Origin of the sequence: Nocardia albiluteola (genome assembly GCF_018860155.1) — a bacterium.
In the GTDB taxonomy this organism is placed as follows: Bacteria; Actinomycetota; Actinomycetes; order Mycobacteriales; family Mycobacteriaceae; genus Nocardia; species Nocardia albiluteola.
The window spans coordinates 351,465-365,404 of the sequence record NZ_JAHKNI010000010.1 but is presented as its reverse complement, the minus strand read 5'-3'; the positions used below and the strand labels follow the sequence as shown (position 1 = coordinate 365,404).

Sequence of the window (13,940 nt, the reverse complement as noted above, 5' to 3'; positions counted from 1 at the left end):
GCATGACCTTCGCCTTCGAACCCAACTGCGTGATCGGCGGGCGGCTGGCCAATATCGGCGGCACGGTCGTGGTCGGCGCGAACGGCGCGGTGGAACTGAATTCGCTCACCACCAATCTATTGCGAGTTCAGCCATGACACCGAAACGTCTGCTCGCCGACCTCTACCCGGATGGCACGCGCCCGGTGAAGGGCGGCGTCGAAAACGGCTGGCCCACAGACATTCAAGAACGCGTCCTCGCCAACTGGCGTGCGTACGGCTACCGATAGGAACACGAAAATGTATCGGACCCTTGCCTTTCTGGCGATCCTCTCCGCGGCCATGCTGGTCGGCCTCATGACCACCTTGCTGACCGTGATGCGCGGTCTGTGGAATCAGCAGCCCGAACTCGACGCGGCCCGCAACTTCCAGGACTTCCTACAGCACGCGGGCACCAATCGGGTGCTGTCCACGCTCACCATCATCCCCGTTATCAGTGGCGTCTGGATGGCGTTCCTGCACGCGCCCGATACCACCGCAAAGGTCTGTGCGGTGACCGGCGGCGGAGTGTTTCTGCTGGGCTTCTTCATCTGGACCGCCATCTTCAACCTGCCCATCTACAAGGCTGTCGCCAGATGGAATCTGACCGAGGCCACCCCGGCAGATGTCCGTACCCAGATTCGCCGCTTCCACACCTCCAACATCGGCCGCCTGACCGCAGCACTTGTCACCGCCGTGCTGTTCTTCGTGGCCACCTTCAACGTGTAGAAGGCACCATCACGGTGCACACCTACGATCCCGTCGCCTACGAAGCGCCCGCAGCCGGACCTGTCCTGACCAGAATCCATGTGACGGAGGCATTTTCAGGTGGCATCGACGGCACGGGCATCATGGAGTTGCAGTCCTCCGATGCCGACGGCAGCGCGAGCTTCGTCGGCATCGAACGGGCAACCGGCACGCTGGGTGGCAAACAGTTCCACTAGGAAGAAGCGCCCCCAACCCGTGACGGTTCATTCCGGGTGCCTGGCACTGAAGGCCCCGGGAGCTGTCACCTCGCTGTAGAGCCGGTGACGGTGACGTCAAAATCGGTTGATACCAGGATTTTTCGCGCGCTGTGGTGTCAAATTTCCAATGCATCAACGGTGTAGATGGCCGATGCCACCAGTGAGGAGCGTGTGCGTGTCCCGTGAAATAGATTCCGCTGTCTTCCCGCACCTGGATGCGGACTTGGCCCGTGTCCGTGATGTTCTCGGGCCCATACAGTTTCCAGGCAGGCCTGAGCTGACCGCACTGACCGACGAGGGACCGGACACGTCTCGCCGCATGGTGCGCCCGACGTTGACGTTGCTGTCGTACTACCTACTCACCGATCCCGCGACCCCGGCCAACGAGCGGGCGGTACGCGCCGCTGCCGCGGTGGAGCTGCTGCATCTGGGGTCGCTGTATCACGACGACGTCATCGATCACGCGGACCAGCGTCGCGGTCGCGCCAGTACCAATGCGGTGTGGGGTTCACACATGGCCGTGCTGGCGGGAGACTGCGTGACGTCCTCGGCCACGCGAATGCTGGTCGAACTCGGCCATCGCGAAGTTTCCGCGGCGGTGATCGCGAGTGAGCAGATGTGCGCGGGCATGGTGCTCGAGGCCGCCGATCAGTATGTGGCATCCCGCACCGAGCAGGCCTACCTGGACTCGATCGGCGGCAAGACGGCGGTGTTGCTGTCGTTGGCGTGCCGGGGCGGCGCGATGCAGACCGGCTGTTCCGATGAGCAGGAGCAGGCGTTGGCCGAGTTCGGTCGATACTTCGGGCTGGCCTACCAGTTGTGGGACGACATCCTCGATGTGACCTCGACCGCCGAAGAAATGGGCAAGCCGGTCAATCAGGATCTGTTCGAGGGCATCTACACCTTGCCCGTGATCCGTGCGGCCGCCCGCGACCACAATCTTGCCCGCCTGCTGGGCCGGCGAATGACGCGGGAGCAGGTTGGCCGTGCCCGTGAACTCGTCATTGCCTCGGGCGCCGTGGACGAGGCACAGAAGGTCGCCGACGAATTCATCGACCAGGCTCGCGATCAGCTTGCCGGTCTGCCCGTCGACCCTCGCGTTCGTCACGCGATGATCAGTTATGCCCGGTCGGTACTCGATCGGCGAACTTCCCGCCCCGCCGTTTCCGAGCCCTCGCCACAGCCACCCCAGGCCGACAACGAGGATTCGATCTCGCCGCAGGCCATGTCATGGTTGAGGAGCTGGATGGTCGACACCGGCCTTGTCGCCTCCCCGGCCGAGTTCGACCACAACCACCGGTGGGCAGGAGTATTCCGGTTGCCGGCACAACAGTTCTCGGCCTCGGCGGACGCGACTCGTGAACAGGCCTTCGCCGGTATAACCGCGCTGATCACTGTGTGGGATGACCTGTTCGAGGATCCGCAGCTGAGGGACCCGGGAGCTGTCACCGCGCTGCGGCGTGGGCTGGTGGCTGCGCTGCACCAGGATCCGCAGGCACCGGGGCGGTCCGGCGCGATCGCGACGGCGTGGGCGAGTGCGTGGCCGCGCCTGCGCGAGGGCCGCACCATCGAATGGCAGCAACGGTTCCTCGACAGTGTCGAGGCGTGGTTCGAAGCCTGCGAACGCGAAGCACACCATCGCATCAACCGCTACATCCCCACCACGGCCGACTGGCTGCCGCTGCGGAACTCGACCGGTGGGGGCGACATCTTTGTCGCTGTGATGGAGGTGCACCAGGGCTGGGAACTGCCGCCGACGCTGCGGAACCACCCGGTGATCCGCCGTCTGGAAGAACTTGTCTCCTGGGTCGTCTTGGTAGAGAACGATCTGGTGTCACTGGATCGGGACGAGGCCGACCATGTCCCCTACAACCTGGTTCGGGCGATCCGTCATGAAACCGGGTGCACCCGCCGCGAGGCGATCGAGCAGGTGCAGCGCGAGGTGAGCGAGAAACGGGCCCGGATCGACGCGATGATCCGCTACGTCCCCGCGATTCTGCGCGTGATTCCCGGTCTGTCCGGCCGCAGGAAGGAGATCATGTCGCTCATCGAGAACGTGGGGTTCCTGGCGGGCGCGGCGCGGCAAGCCGATCGGTACACGCGCAGCTCGGCTTCCGCAGCGCCGGACTTGGAACGCCTGCGCCGCGAGGTCTACTACTACCCGGCAGCCGACCCGGCTCCTGCCGGGCCGTAAACCCACGCAGCCGAAGCATTTTCACTGCTCCGCCGGCCTCCTGTCCGGACCGGCGAGCCGGTTCAGGGCCGGGGGTCTCCGTAGCCCGCGATCGCGAGGTTGCCGGTCACACGTGCGGAGCGCACCGTGCCGCGAATTGGCCTTTCCAGCACGGGTTTTCGTCGCTACTTGGTAGCATGCAAACCCGATGCCGGGCCACTGCATCGGCGGCAGACAAGGGGCGATGATGGAAGTGGAGAACGTCCACCACTCCTACGGCAGGCGGTCGGTGCTGCGTGGCATCGACATCATGCTGCCTGCAGGGACATTGGTGGGCATCGTCGGTGAGAATGGGGTGGGGAAGTCGACGCTGTTGAAGGTCCTCTCGGGAGGGCTGCGACCGGATCGGGGAACGATCCGGCATCGTGGGCGGTTCGGTTACTGCCCGCAGGAGGTGATCCTGAACGACGCCTTCACGGTTCGCCAGCATCTGGACTTCTTCGCTGCGGCGTATGCCGTTCCGAATCTGCGTCGGGCCGAGGAGACCATGGAGATCCTGCGGTTCTCCGAGTACATCGGTGAGCGGGTCGCGACGCTGAGCGGCGGCACCCGGCAGAAGCTCAACCTGACGTTGGCCGTGATGCACGACCCGCAGGTGCTGCTGCTCGACGAGCCGTACCAGGGTTTCGACTGGGAGACGTATCTGCGTTTCTGGGATCTGGTCACGGAGTTCCGTGACACCGGCCGGTCGGTGCTGGTCGTCTCGCATTTGGCCCACGACACCGACAAGCTGGATCAGGTGTGGCGGTTGCACGACGGGGTCCTCCAAGACAGACAAGAGATGGCTGAATGAGCAACGGTGTTCGGCTGTTCCTGATCGCCACCCGCTACGGCCTCATCGAGCACGCCCGCAACCGGTTCGCCATGCTGTTGGTGGCCGCGTTCGTCCCCATACTGATCACCCTGGCGCGCGTGGCCATCACCGACATCGAAGTACCGTTTCGGCTTCGAGACACCGGTCTTGTTTTGCGCGCCAACGGCAATCAGCTCGCTCAGATCAGCGCCGCCCTGATGGGGGTCTCACTGATCGTCGGGTTCATGATGTTCGCGGCGACCTTCAGCAGTGGAGCATTCGACCGGCGACTGTCGATGGCCGGGTACCCCCGGGTCGCGCTGGGTATGGCGAAGATCGCCTGCTTGGTGTTGGCCTCTGCGGTGGTGTGCGCGTACGCCACCGCGATCATCTGCTGTTACTGGTCGCCTCGCCAGCCTGTCCTGCTCGCTGCGGCGCTTTTCGGCGCGGCGATGACCTACGGGGCGCTGGGTGTTGCCCTCGGTGCGCTGCTGCGCCGCGAGGTGGAGGGCATGTTCGCCATCGCGATGATCAGCTGCGTCGACATGGCCGTGCAGAACCCCATCGCCAGCGTCGGGGCAGACAGCAATCTCGTGCGCTGGCTGCCCTCCTACGGGGCAATGCAGGCTTCGACCGAGGCCGGTTTCTCCGACACCACGCCATTGGCGGGCTTCGCCGTGCAACTGGCCTGGTTCGCCGCGAGTGCCTTCGTCGGACTGGTCGCTTTCCATCTGCGCACCCGCTCATCTCTTCGATCCACGACGTGGATCCGCATCCCCGGGCCGACGAGGTCCGGACAGCCGGCGAAGCACTGAGGGCGTGTCCCGCACGACCATCGCGGTGGATCGCGCGGGACACGCCCTGCTTTGCCGGCTGCGGGGGCTTACGGCGCGGTAGGGGCTGGTTCGTCGGCCGGGTAGTAGATCTCACGGCGCAAGCGTTCCAAGTCCGGCGTTGCGGAAGGGGAGGTTTGCTCGTACCGATCGCTCTCACGCGCCCAGAGCCCCACGCTCGTCATGTTCCTGTATATCTCCGCGTAGTGCTTCCCTTGGCCCGACAGGCCGGGAAGCACGCGCAGCAGCGCGGGCAGGTAGCGGATCAGCGCCTCGAGCTGGGCGCGCTGATCGGCCACTTGGCGCTGCAGCTGCTCGACGGCTTCGGCACGGGTGCAGCCGGTCTCATGACGGACCGCCCGCACCAGGTTGTAGGGGACGTGGTCTGCCTCGTCCTGATCCAACCCCACCAGGTCGTTCTCCACGAAGGTCACCCAGAAGGCGAGTTCCTCGAGACGTCGGATCACCGGGTGGCTGCGCAGCTTCGACGGCAGTTCCCGGTCCTGGTGCACCTCCATACAGGCAAGGGCGGTGTCGATCCCACTGGTCGACATCCGCAGCGGCAGGTAGTCGGCCGTGGGCGGAATGTAGTCGTTGATGCGATGGTGCGCTTCGCGTTCGCACGCGTGGAACCACTCCTCGAGGCCGTCGAGGAACTGCTCCTCCCAACGGGTGCTCCGACCCTCGCGCAGCCGCGGCCACAAACTCGCCCACGCCGTCGGGATCGCGCCGGACCTCCACGGTTTCTCCGGGTCCTGACGCAGTGTTGCCACCATGCCACGCCTCAGCGCAGTCACGGCTGCCGGGTCGGTCAGCTGCGGATCCTCGAACAGGTCGTCCCACGCAAGGAACAACACGGCCATGCGGTAGGCGGTCTGTTCGACCGCCGGGTCCGCTGCTGGGGCCCAGTCACGCGGGATCCGGATCGCTCCTATCCACCGGTGGTAGCCGGCCTCGGCCAGGGAGAGGGCTACACCGGTGTCCACCAGCCAGCTTTTCAACCCTTGCTCGAGCTGCGGCGCGAGCGCATCGCTGTGAGCCTCGGGTGGCTGTGTCGACTGCCGGTGGACCGCGGGGCCAGAAGTTCGCCGGTCGAGTATGGATCGGGCATAGGCGATCATCGCGTGGCGGACGCTCGGTGCAACGGCCACGGCGGCGAGCTGGCCGGCGGCCTGGTCGATGAACTCCTCGGCCCTCGCCTGTGCTTCGTCCACGGCGCCGGAGGCGATAACGAGCTCGTAGGCATATGCGGCTTGCTCACGCGTCATCGTTCTGCGCAGCATGTTGGCAAGGTCCTGGTCGCGGGCAGCGGCGCGGATCACGGGCAAGGTGTAGATGCCTTCGGGCAGATCCGCGTTGACGGGCTTGCCCGTTTCTTCGGCGGTCGAAGTCAAATCGAGGATGTCGTCATACAGCTGATACGCCAACCCGAAGTGTCGCCCGAACAAGGCCAACGCCTCTTCTTCATCCTCGGAGCGGCCGGCCTGCATCGCGCCCACCCGGCATGCCAGCGACAACACCGCTGCAGTCTTGCCGTCGATCGAGTCCAGGTAGGACCGCTCGCTGCGGGAGGCCACATACTGGTCGGCGGCCTCGATCACCATGCCCGCGCACATCTGCTCACCCGCGAGCGCCCCCGCGAGAACTTCACGCGGCCCGAGCTCGGCCAGCATGCGCACGCTCGTGAGTATCACGGAGTCTCCACCCAATACGGCCATATGCGATCCCCACACCGCGTTGGCGCTGGGACGGCCCCGACGCTCGTAGGAATGATCGACGACGTCATCGTGATACAGCGAACCCAGATGCAGCAACTCCACGGCGGCAGCGGCGCGCACCACCCGGTCATCGGCCGGAGCTGCGGGATCGGTGAGCAGGTAGTACGACAACAACGTCAACGTAGGGCGGACCAGGCGCCGGGAGGTGTCGGGCCCTTCGTCGGTGAGTGCGGCCAGCTCGGGCCGGCCTGGCAACTCCACGGGGCCGAGAACCTCACGGACGCGGTCCAGGTCGGCCTCCAGATGCGGGAAGACAGCCGAATCGATTTCACGTGGCACGCGGGCACTCCTGACTGGTTACATCGGTCATCTACAACACCGTCGATCAATAGCAATTTGACACCACCCTGACGCGGAAGATGTTGGTAACGGCCGATTTTGATGGGAGACAACCCGGGAGCGCTCCGCACACCGAACGCGGGCGAGAACGGTTCATCGGCGAACACCTCACCCAGACGATCTCGCACCCGAATCGCCAACGTCGACTTCGGGAATGCGGCACGCGCAACCCGCCACCCGCGCCGTCTGCTCCGGAATCTCCAGCAACCCCTTCGGCCGCAACGACACTGGCTCAACCCTTCACCACAACCAGCGCAAACTCAACAGTCCCAACAACATTCACAACCAGCCCCGCTCACACAGCAAATTGGGCAGCAGAGTCACGCCAGGCGACTGTCGAGCTACTATCGAATCTGGTGGGTGTTGGGTATCCACGGTCATGTCATCGGCGAAGGTGGGGAAATTGGCCGAAAATATGAGGCGCGCAGGGATAGTCGGCGGCGGAATCGGCGGGCTCACCGCGGCGATCGCCTTGCGAGCGGCTGGTTGGGAGGTGGCAGTCTACGAGCGAGCCACCGAGTTCACCGAGGTCGGAGCCGGGGTCATGCTGACCTCGAACGCGCTAGCCGCCCTCGATCTGATCGGGGTGGGCAAACCCATCCGCGCTCACGCCATAGCGGATCACACCGGCGGGGTCCGTAGCCGGCGCGGGCGCGAACTGATGCTCGGCCGGGTGAGTGACGTGTTCGGCGGCGACGATGTCGTAGTGGTCCATCGCGCCGAACTCATCGCTGTCCTGGTCGACGCGCTCCCGTCGCAGTGCCTGCGCCCCGGTTCCAGGGTTATCCGCGTCGACGCGTCCGGAGATATCGAAACCGCCGAGGGCACTACCCAATTCGACCTCGTGGTCGCGGCCGACGGAATCCACAGTCTCATCCGCCGCCAAGTCTGGCCGGAGGCGGGCGCGGTCCGGCACTCGGGGATCACCGGCTGGCGATGGATCGTCGACGCTCCGCCGCCGGAATGGGTGGGTATGGTGGTCGGGTATCGAGCCGAGTTCACCATCATGCCGATGGCGGGCAACCGGATCTCCAACTACGCGGGTACTCACCCCAGTGTCGACAGTCTCGACCATTTCAAGGACTGGCCCGAGCCCGTGCCCGCCATGGTGGCGGCAGCGGACCCGCAGCGGGTTCTAGAGAACGAGCTTCTCGAGATCCGCGTCCCCAAGTCTCTGGCACGTGGTCGGGTGGCGCTCATCGGCGACGCCGCCCACGGAATGCATCCCACGCTCGGGCAAGGTGCCGCGATGACGATCGAGGACGCCGTCACCCTCGCCGCCTATGCACCTGATCTGGCCGCCTATTCCAAGGCCCGGCGGCGCCGGGTCGCCCTCATCGGCTGGCTGTCGGGGCGCGCGACCCTGGTCACCGAACCCACGTCCAGGTTCGTGGCCGCCGCCAGGGACGCTGCAGTCGCTCTGGTGCCGCACCGACTGGCCCTCCGGGCCGGCAAACTGGGCGCGAAGCTGCTGATCACCCGTTGGCGGCCACCCACGATTGCCGACCGGAAATCACCCCGGGCGCGCGCCGCGGTTGCCTTGGCTGCCGCTGTCGCCGCCATCCGACACTTCCCACTCTGACTGTCCGTGAGCCTTCAAGGCTTGCATAATTCGGCTAAGCGCCCGTCTGTGGGATTGCCGGAGCGGGGGTTTCGAGAAGTCGCTTCGGGTGCATGCCGTCGACGGCCCCCATGAACGGCGGGTGGATGCTGTAGCCGAGCATGCGGCGGATGTCCTCGGACACCGTTCGTGCGGTATCTCTGCTGGTCGACAGCGTGTACGCCTCCTGAGGGCGCAGCCACGGCTCGCAATACTGTGCGGTCACGGCGAGCCGAGGAGCGGTGGTCTGGTTCGCGCCGCCGCCGTGCCAGAGGGTTCCGAGATAAAACACGCATGAGCCCGCGGGCATCCGCGTGCCGACCCGGGCGTCGGATTCGGTCGGCTGGCGTGAATCCCATCGGTGGCTGCCGGGCAGAATCACCGTGCTGCCGTTGCGATCTGTGAACGGGTCTATGGCCCACATCGTCGCGGCGCTCAGCGGCGGGCGGGGCCTGGGTATCGGATAGAAGCCGTCGTCGTGGTGCAGGAGCTGGGCCTGCTCACCGGGGAGGATGTTGATCGCCTGCAGCTGGGAGAGCAGGTAGTTCGGCAGGAACAGCCGGTCGAGCAGGGCCAGCACGCGCGGATGGTCGAGCAGCCGGTCGTACACGCGGGTCTTCTCGAGCAGGCTGTACACCCGCTGGGTTCGTTTGCCCTCGAACGTATTTCGGCCGGGTGGGCCAAGCAGAGCCGTGCTCGCGGCGCGTATGCGTTCGCATTCCTCGGGTGTGATCAGGTCCGGTAAAATTACGTACCCGTCGCGGTCGAGGGCGCGCATATCGGAATCGACCACAGCGGGGTCGATCGTCGCTCCCGCGCTGGCCGTGGCCCGGTGGCGTCCAGCCAGGTCGACTCGCAGGTCGTCGAGTTCGGTGATGACATCGTTCACGCGGGGCGTGCGTCCCGGGTTCATGACTGACTCCTCGCTGGGTAGAGGGCGGTCACGCCTCGGGTGGCGGATCAGCCACCTTGCGAAGCGAGATTCGGTAGAGCACAAGGTGTTCCCGGTCGAACTGCCGGATGGACGCCTCCAGATAGCGTTCGTATGCCTCGGTGATGCGGGCGCCGACGAGCCGTTCCGCGTCCGTGCGGTGTGACCGGAGCCTGCGGAGCCACTCCGCGCAGGTAGTCGAGTAGTCGTGACGATCGTTGACCACCGAACCGATTTCGAAAAGTTTCTCCGCGGCATGGGCGAGTTCGGACAGTCGCGGTGGATCCGATTCCGGAAATATCTCGTTCGCTAGGAACTGCACATCATTGAGCGCGTTGTGGTCGAGCGGCCGGTTGCCCTTGCCGATCGTCTGGATGATCAGCCTGCCGCCCGGGCGGAGCATGCGAGAGCAGTGGGTGAAGAACTCTCGATAGGCCGCGGTGCGGTCGCGCCGAGACAGTCCGAATTTTACGAAATGTTCGAGTGCGCCGACGCAGAATATGACGTCATAAGCACGGTCCGGACGATGCGTGTTCCAGTGTTCGAGCCGGACATCGATCCGATCTGTGGAATGCGTTCGGACGTAGTCGTATTGGTCTCGGCTCAGAGTGAGGCCGGTGACGCGGGCCTGCCGGTTCCGGTCGGCTACCCGCCGCATCAGGCTGCCCCAGCCGCACCCGATGTCGAGCACGTGCTGCGCGCCGGCGATTTCGGCCCGCTCGATCAGATAGTCGAGCTTGCGCTGCTGTGCGTGGTCGAGATCGTCGCCCTCGGACCATAATGCGCACGAGTAGGTCAGGCTGCTGTCGAGCCACAGCCGATAGAACTCGGTTCCGATGTCATAGTGATGGCGGACCGCATCCGGTGACGCGCCTTGGTATTCATTGATTTCCGATACCATCATGGAGTCCTTGCCGTTGCGAATCCTCCGGTGAAGTCGAGTCGGATAGACCGCTCGGCCTCTGGTGTGGCCCGCAGGCCACAATGACGTCAGGAACCTCCCCGGGAGTGGCCGACCTAATTTGCCAATGATCTTCTCGGCAAACGTATTCCACTTTAGCCAATTGACCCAGTACCGGCAAGGATCCGGATTCGATTTGACATGGCATGCACCAGAGCGGATTTCACCATGGCGGCGACGGCCTGGGTAAGGGTGGGGTGGGGTGCATGATCAGCGCCAGGAGACGGCGGATGTCGGCGACTGTGACCCGGCCCTGCCCCGCGTGGGCTTCTGCCACGGTCCAGGCTTGCTGGGATCAGCTCGCGCAGCAATGTAGTTTCGGTGAGACGAATGGATCAACGGCTGCCCGGCCCGGTGGTATCCAGTAACGACTTAGCTGCGCGATGCGCATGGTGTGCGGCGTCGGGATCGCCGATGATCTTCGGCCCGCAGGTTAGATCGGCGGACGCTACGCGAACGAAGGCGGGCGAGCGTGATCGGTCTCGACTTCGCCGCAGTAGTAGCCCTCGCAGGCGGTGCTCGTCCGGGTTGTGCGGAGCGGATCGGGGGTGGGGAATCGGGAGGTTCCAGGCAAAACAGTCTTCTGGTCTTCTTCGGGTGATCTTGGTAGCGGGGCCTCGCTCCGTCTTTACAGTCATTGATGTCAACTATCGGACGAGAGAGGGCTGTGTGGAGATGACAACTCGATCCAGGCCGTCGTGAGCTGACAAACCTGACGCGGTGGGCGCGGGCGGATCTGAGCCCGCTGCGACCTCCGGCGTCGGCCTGGGTGACGCACGAATAGCAGAATGCGTCCGGGCGCTGCGACCGCCTGCTATTCGATCGTCCCAGATACCCTGGCCGACAACCGTTTCCGATCATTTGTCTCGATGTGTTCGAAGTGATGAAAGGAAGAGGGAAAGCGATGTCCGATCCCGATTACGAGTACATGTGTTTCCGGCTGGCATCGGTCCACCGCGGCTGGCGCGACAGAATGGGCTTCGGGAACACGCAGCCCACCGACGACGAGCTCAAGCAGAAAATCCTGGACCTGGACCGGACAAACCCGGCACTGAAAGCGGAACTGACCGCCGAGGCGATCGACTGGTGCGCCCGCGACGACGCCGCCTACGCCAAGTACCGGCCGGTACCGCCACCGGCGCCCACCGGCCGATACGCGTACAACGAACCGTTCATTCCACTGAGCCTGGACCTGGTCGATGGCCTGATCAGCAGGGGAATCGAGCAAGCACTCGACAGCGGCGACACGGTAGTCGTGCCGCTCGAGGTCGTCGAAAAAAACGCGAACTGGTTGTTCTTCATCGACGCCATCGATGTGGCGTGGGGCGGGAAACGTATCGCCGACTTCATCGCCGAGGTGAAGTCCAATGGAAGCGAGCAGCGGGCCGCCGAGATCCTCTACCACCGGGTGATCCAAGACCCACGCCCGGCCTTCTTGCGGTTTACCTCCTGTCGCATCACCGCCCAATACAACGGGCAGAACAACCACAGCCGAAGTGACTCCCCGCAGTACGGTGATCCCCAGGACACACTGGACGGACGAGTGTTTTAGCGCTGATCCAGCACCGCTGAAGTGACCGCGATTTCTCCGGCCCTGCCCCGGACTTCGGTCAGGGGCAGGCCGATCGCCACTGGAGCCCGGCCAAGAGATCCGGCACCCGAGCACTCACGCAACGCTGGTATGTCGGGGTGGGTCAGTATCGTCCCGGTCACGACCGACCTCAGCCCGCTTGCCGCAGCCGCTCGGGCCGCGTTCGGCGACGCCGTCCCGCCTGCCCCGCGCTACCGGACGGTGCTGGAGCTGCGCTTCCTGCCGGGCTATACGCTCCGGCAGGCAGTGGCGGCACTCGGAACCAGCGTTGGCAACGCGAAGGTCCTGCAACACCGCGCCCCTCGCCTGGCGGCGAAACCCGGCACGGGTGAGCCAGCGGGCGTGTTCGGACTTCACGGTCCCGGAGGGAAGACGCCCTGGCCCGGAGTGAGGATTCCGTTGGGGTCGTAGCGTTTACGAGCCTTCTCGAAGGCGTCCCATGCGAGGCCGTAGTGGGTGCGCCACTCCTCATGCGTGGTGGGTATGGAGCCGACCGGGTACTGGTAGCCCCCGACGGCTTGGGCGCGCAGGTAGAGGGAACGGTTGGCCTCCACCATGTCCTGCGGGCTCTCGGCTCCGGGCGAGGCGGTTCTGAGCAGTGTGAACAGGAAGACCATCTCCTCGTCGGGCACGCGCAGCAAGGGCAGGCCCAGGCGGGCGCGGGGGAAGGGATAGAGCAGGACCACGCCGCTGGCGCCGACCTCGGTCTCGGTCAGGTCCTTGATAGCGGCCTCCACGAAGGCCTCAGTGCGGCTCGCGGGCAGGAACATGTTCCACCAAGGGTGCGGGCGGTACCACTCGCCGGAGGACTTCAGACCGGCGACACCAGGGGCGAGCCGGTTGAGGAACTCGAAGTAGGACACGTCCTTGATCTGCCGGTCGCCGGACTTGTCGCCCAGACCGTCGAGAAGCCTGGCGTCGTCGGGCGGGGTCGTACCGTCGAAGAAGGCGACCGCCTCGAGCTGGTAACTCCAGCCATCGGAGCCGGTCAGCAGCCCAAGCTCTCCCTCCACGTAGGCGAAGCGGCCGTCGTTGACCACGAGCCGCTGGTCAGCGGTCAGCGCGGCGACGCTCGAGTAGGAGAGCAGGTAGTGGCGGACCATCGCGGGGGCGGGCAGCAGGCGCACGGTGGCCTGGGTGATGATGCCGCACTGTCCTCTTCCAGCCAGGGCCGCGTGGAAGAGGTCAGGGTGCGTCCCCGCGGAACACTTCCTCAGGCTGGCGTCCCCCGTGACGACGTCCAGCTCCACGACGTTGTCGGCCTGGGATCCGTAGTGGTGGGTCTGGCCGCCGACACCGCCCACCGAGAGCGTGCCGCCGACCGAGAGTTCCAGGTAGTCGGTGAAGACCGGAGGGGTCAGGCCGTGGGCCAGGGTCGCCTGCGCCACGCTGCTCCACAGCGCGCCCGCCTCCACGACGGCCGTGTCCCCCGACACCTTAACCGCGTTGAGCGGGGTCATGTCGATGATCAGACCGCCCGCGACCTGGCCCTGACCGAAGGTGGCGTGTCCCTGGCCGCGCGCGGCCACCTGCACGCCGTGCGTTCGGCAGTACGCCATCATATGGATGATGTCCGACGCGGCGCCGGGCTCCAGCACGGCCCTGGGGGTCCGATGGACCAGGTGCCCGAAGTCGTCGGCCGCCTGGCCGCGCGAGGCGGGATCGGTCACCACCTTGCCCTTCAGCTCGGGCAGGTCGACCATCCCCTCGGACTGGGCGGCGTCGGTGACCCACGTGCGCGTGGACGGGTCGAAGCCGACCACGACCGCCCCCGCCGTGAGGAACGCCTGTCTCCACGAATTCCACGTCATACCCGATCCTTCCCCACCGCGGTCACGTCGCGTCGATTATCGCCGACCCGGCGACGCTACCGGCACGAAACCGGATGACAGCCACAAA

13 protein-coding genes are annotated in these 13,940 nt (G+C 65.5%); 9 read left to right on the top strand and 4 right to left on the bottom strand.

What is annotated here, in order from left to right; genetic code table 11:
- Positions 1 to 133 precede the first annotated feature (133 nt).
- The 6 genes from KO481_RS44070 (at position 134) to KO481_RS28450 (ending at position 4,823) form a co-directional block, all read left to right on the top strand.
- Positions 134 to 268 (top strand): hypothetical protein, encoded by a 135-nt coding sequence (locus tag KO481_RS44070; protein ID WP_281066205.1) that lies wholly within the window; start codon positions 134 to 136, stop codon positions 266 to 268.
- 10 nt (positions 269 to 278) lie between these two features.
- Complete coding sequence (locus tag KO481_RS28470) at positions 279 to 746, top strand: anthrone oxygenase family protein (RefSeq protein WP_215921624.1); 468 nt, start codon at positions 279 to 281, stop codon at positions 744 to 746.
- An 8-nt stretch (positions 747 to 754) separates the two neighbouring features.
- Positions 755 to 961, top strand: coding sequence for a DUF3224 domain-containing protein (locus KO481_RS28465; RefSeq protein ID WP_308166810.1), 207 nt, complete (start codon positions 755 to 757; stop codon positions 959 to 961).
- A 106-nt stretch (positions 962 to 1,067) separates the two neighbouring features.
- A complete protein-coding gene (locus KO481_RS28460) occupies positions 1,068 to 3,176 on the top strand; it encodes a polyprenyl synthetase family protein (RefSeq protein ID WP_215921620.1) in 2,109 nt (702 codons plus the stop codon).
- Positions 3,177 to 3,399: 223 nt separating this feature from the next.
- Positions 3,400 to 4,008 carry an ABC transporter ATP-binding protein gene (locus KO481_RS28455; protein ID WP_245401629.1) on the top strand — a complete coding sequence of 203 codons (609 nt, stop codon included), beginning with the start codon at positions 3,400 to 3,402 and terminating at the stop codon, positions 4,006 to 4,008.
- Positions 4,005 to 4,823 (top strand): ABC transporter permease, encoded by an 819-nt coding sequence (locus KO481_RS28450; RefSeq protein ID WP_215921618.1) that lies wholly within the window; start codon positions 4,005 to 4,007, stop codon positions 4,821 to 4,823. The genes KO481_RS28455 and KO481_RS28450 overlap by 4 nt, the downstream gene beginning before the upstream one ends.
- Before the next feature lie 68 nt (positions 4,824 to 4,891).
- Here KO481_RS28450 and KO481_RS28445 read toward each other — a convergent pair whose 3' ends face one another.
- Positions 4,892 to 6,820, bottom strand: coding sequence for a polyprenyl synthetase family protein (locus KO481_RS28445; RefSeq protein ID WP_215921616.1), 1,929 nt, complete (start codon positions 6,818 to 6,820; stop codon positions 4,892 to 4,894).
- 541 nt (positions 6,821 to 7,361) lie between these two features.
- Between KO481_RS28445 and KO481_RS28440 the strand changes: the two genes are divergently transcribed.
- Positions 7,362 to 8,540 carry an FAD-dependent monooxygenase gene (locus tag KO481_RS28440; protein ID WP_215921614.1) on the top strand — a complete coding sequence of 393 codons (1,179 nt, stop codon included), beginning with the start codon at positions 7,362 to 7,364 and terminating at the stop codon, positions 8,538 to 8,540.
- 34 nt (positions 8,541 to 8,574) lie between these two features.
- Here KO481_RS28440 and KO481_RS28435 read toward each other — a convergent pair whose 3' ends face one another.
- Positions 8,575 to 9,471, bottom strand: coding sequence for a phytanoyl-CoA dioxygenase family protein (locus KO481_RS28435; protein ID WP_215921612.1), 897 nt, complete (start codon positions 9,469 to 9,471; stop codon positions 8,575 to 8,577).
- Positions 9,472 to 9,499: 28 nt separating this feature from the next.
- Positions 9,500 to 10,393: an SAM-dependent methyltransferase gene (locus KO481_RS28430; protein WP_245401628.1), complete on the bottom strand. Its 894-nt coding sequence runs from the start codon at positions 10,391 to 10,393 to the stop codon at positions 9,500 to 9,502.
- A gap of 961 nt (positions 10,394 to 11,354) precedes the next feature.
- On the opposite strand from KO481_RS28430, the gene KO481_RS28425 reads away from it, so the two are divergent.
- Complete coding sequence (locus tag KO481_RS28425; RefSeq protein ID WP_215921610.1) at positions 11,355 to 12,002, top strand: hypothetical protein; 648 nt, start codon at positions 11,355 to 11,357, stop codon at positions 12,000 to 12,002.
- Positions 12,003 to 12,131: 129 nt separating this feature from the next.
- Positions 12,132 to 12,452: a sigma factor-like helix-turn-helix DNA-binding protein gene (locus tag KO481_RS45075; RefSeq protein WP_215921608.1), complete on the top strand. Its 321-nt coding sequence runs from the start codon at positions 12,132 to 12,134 to the stop codon at positions 12,450 to 12,452.
- Here KO481_RS45075 and KO481_RS28415 read toward each other — a convergent pair.
- The gene (locus KO481_RS28415) at positions 12,395 to 13,852 is read right to left on the bottom strand and encodes an FAD-binding protein (RefSeq protein ID WP_215921606.1); all 1,458 of its coding nucleotides are present in this window, start codon (positions 13,850 to 13,852) and stop codon (positions 12,395 to 12,397) included. The two genes, KO481_RS45075 and KO481_RS28415, sit on opposite strands and share 58 nt — an antisense overlap.
- Positions 13,853 to 13,940: the final 88 nt, after the last annotated feature.

Bases quoted from the DNA above. Each gene is read 5' to 3' on its own strand.
- KO481_RS44070 (WP_281066205.1), top strand. From the start codon at position 134: ATGACACCGAAACGTCTGCTCGCCGACCTCTACCCGGATGGCACGCGC.
- KO481_RS28470 (WP_215921624.1), top strand. From the start codon at position 279: ATGTATCGGACCCTTGCCTTTCTGGCGATCCTCTCCGCGGCCATGCTG.
- KO481_RS28455 (WP_245401629.1), top strand. From the start codon at position 3,400: ATGATGGAAGTGGAGAACGTCCACCACTCCTACGGCAGGCGGTCGGTG.
- KO481_RS28450 (WP_215921618.1), top strand. From the start codon at position 4,005: ATGAGCAACGGTGTTCGGCTGTTCCTGATCGCCACCCGCTACGGCCTC.
- KO481_RS28435 (WP_215921612.1), bottom strand. From the start codon at position 9,471: ATGAACCCGGGACGCACGCCCCGCGTGAACGATGTCATCACCGAACTC.
- KO481_RS28430 (WP_245401628.1), bottom strand. From the start codon at position 10,393: ATGATGGTATCGGAAATCAATGAATACCAAGGCGCGTCACCGGATGCG.
- KO481_RS28425 (WP_215921610.1), top strand. From the start codon at position 11,355: ATGTCCGATCCCGATTACGAGTACATGTGTTTCCGGCTGGCATCGGTC.
- KO481_RS45075 (WP_215921608.1), top strand. From the start codon at position 12,132: ATGTCGGGGTGGGTCAGTATCGTCCCGGTCACGACCGACCTCAGCCCG.
- KO481_RS28415 (WP_215921606.1), bottom strand. From the start codon at position 13,852: ATGACGTGGAATTCGTGGAGACAGGCGTTCCTCACGGCGGGGGCGGTC.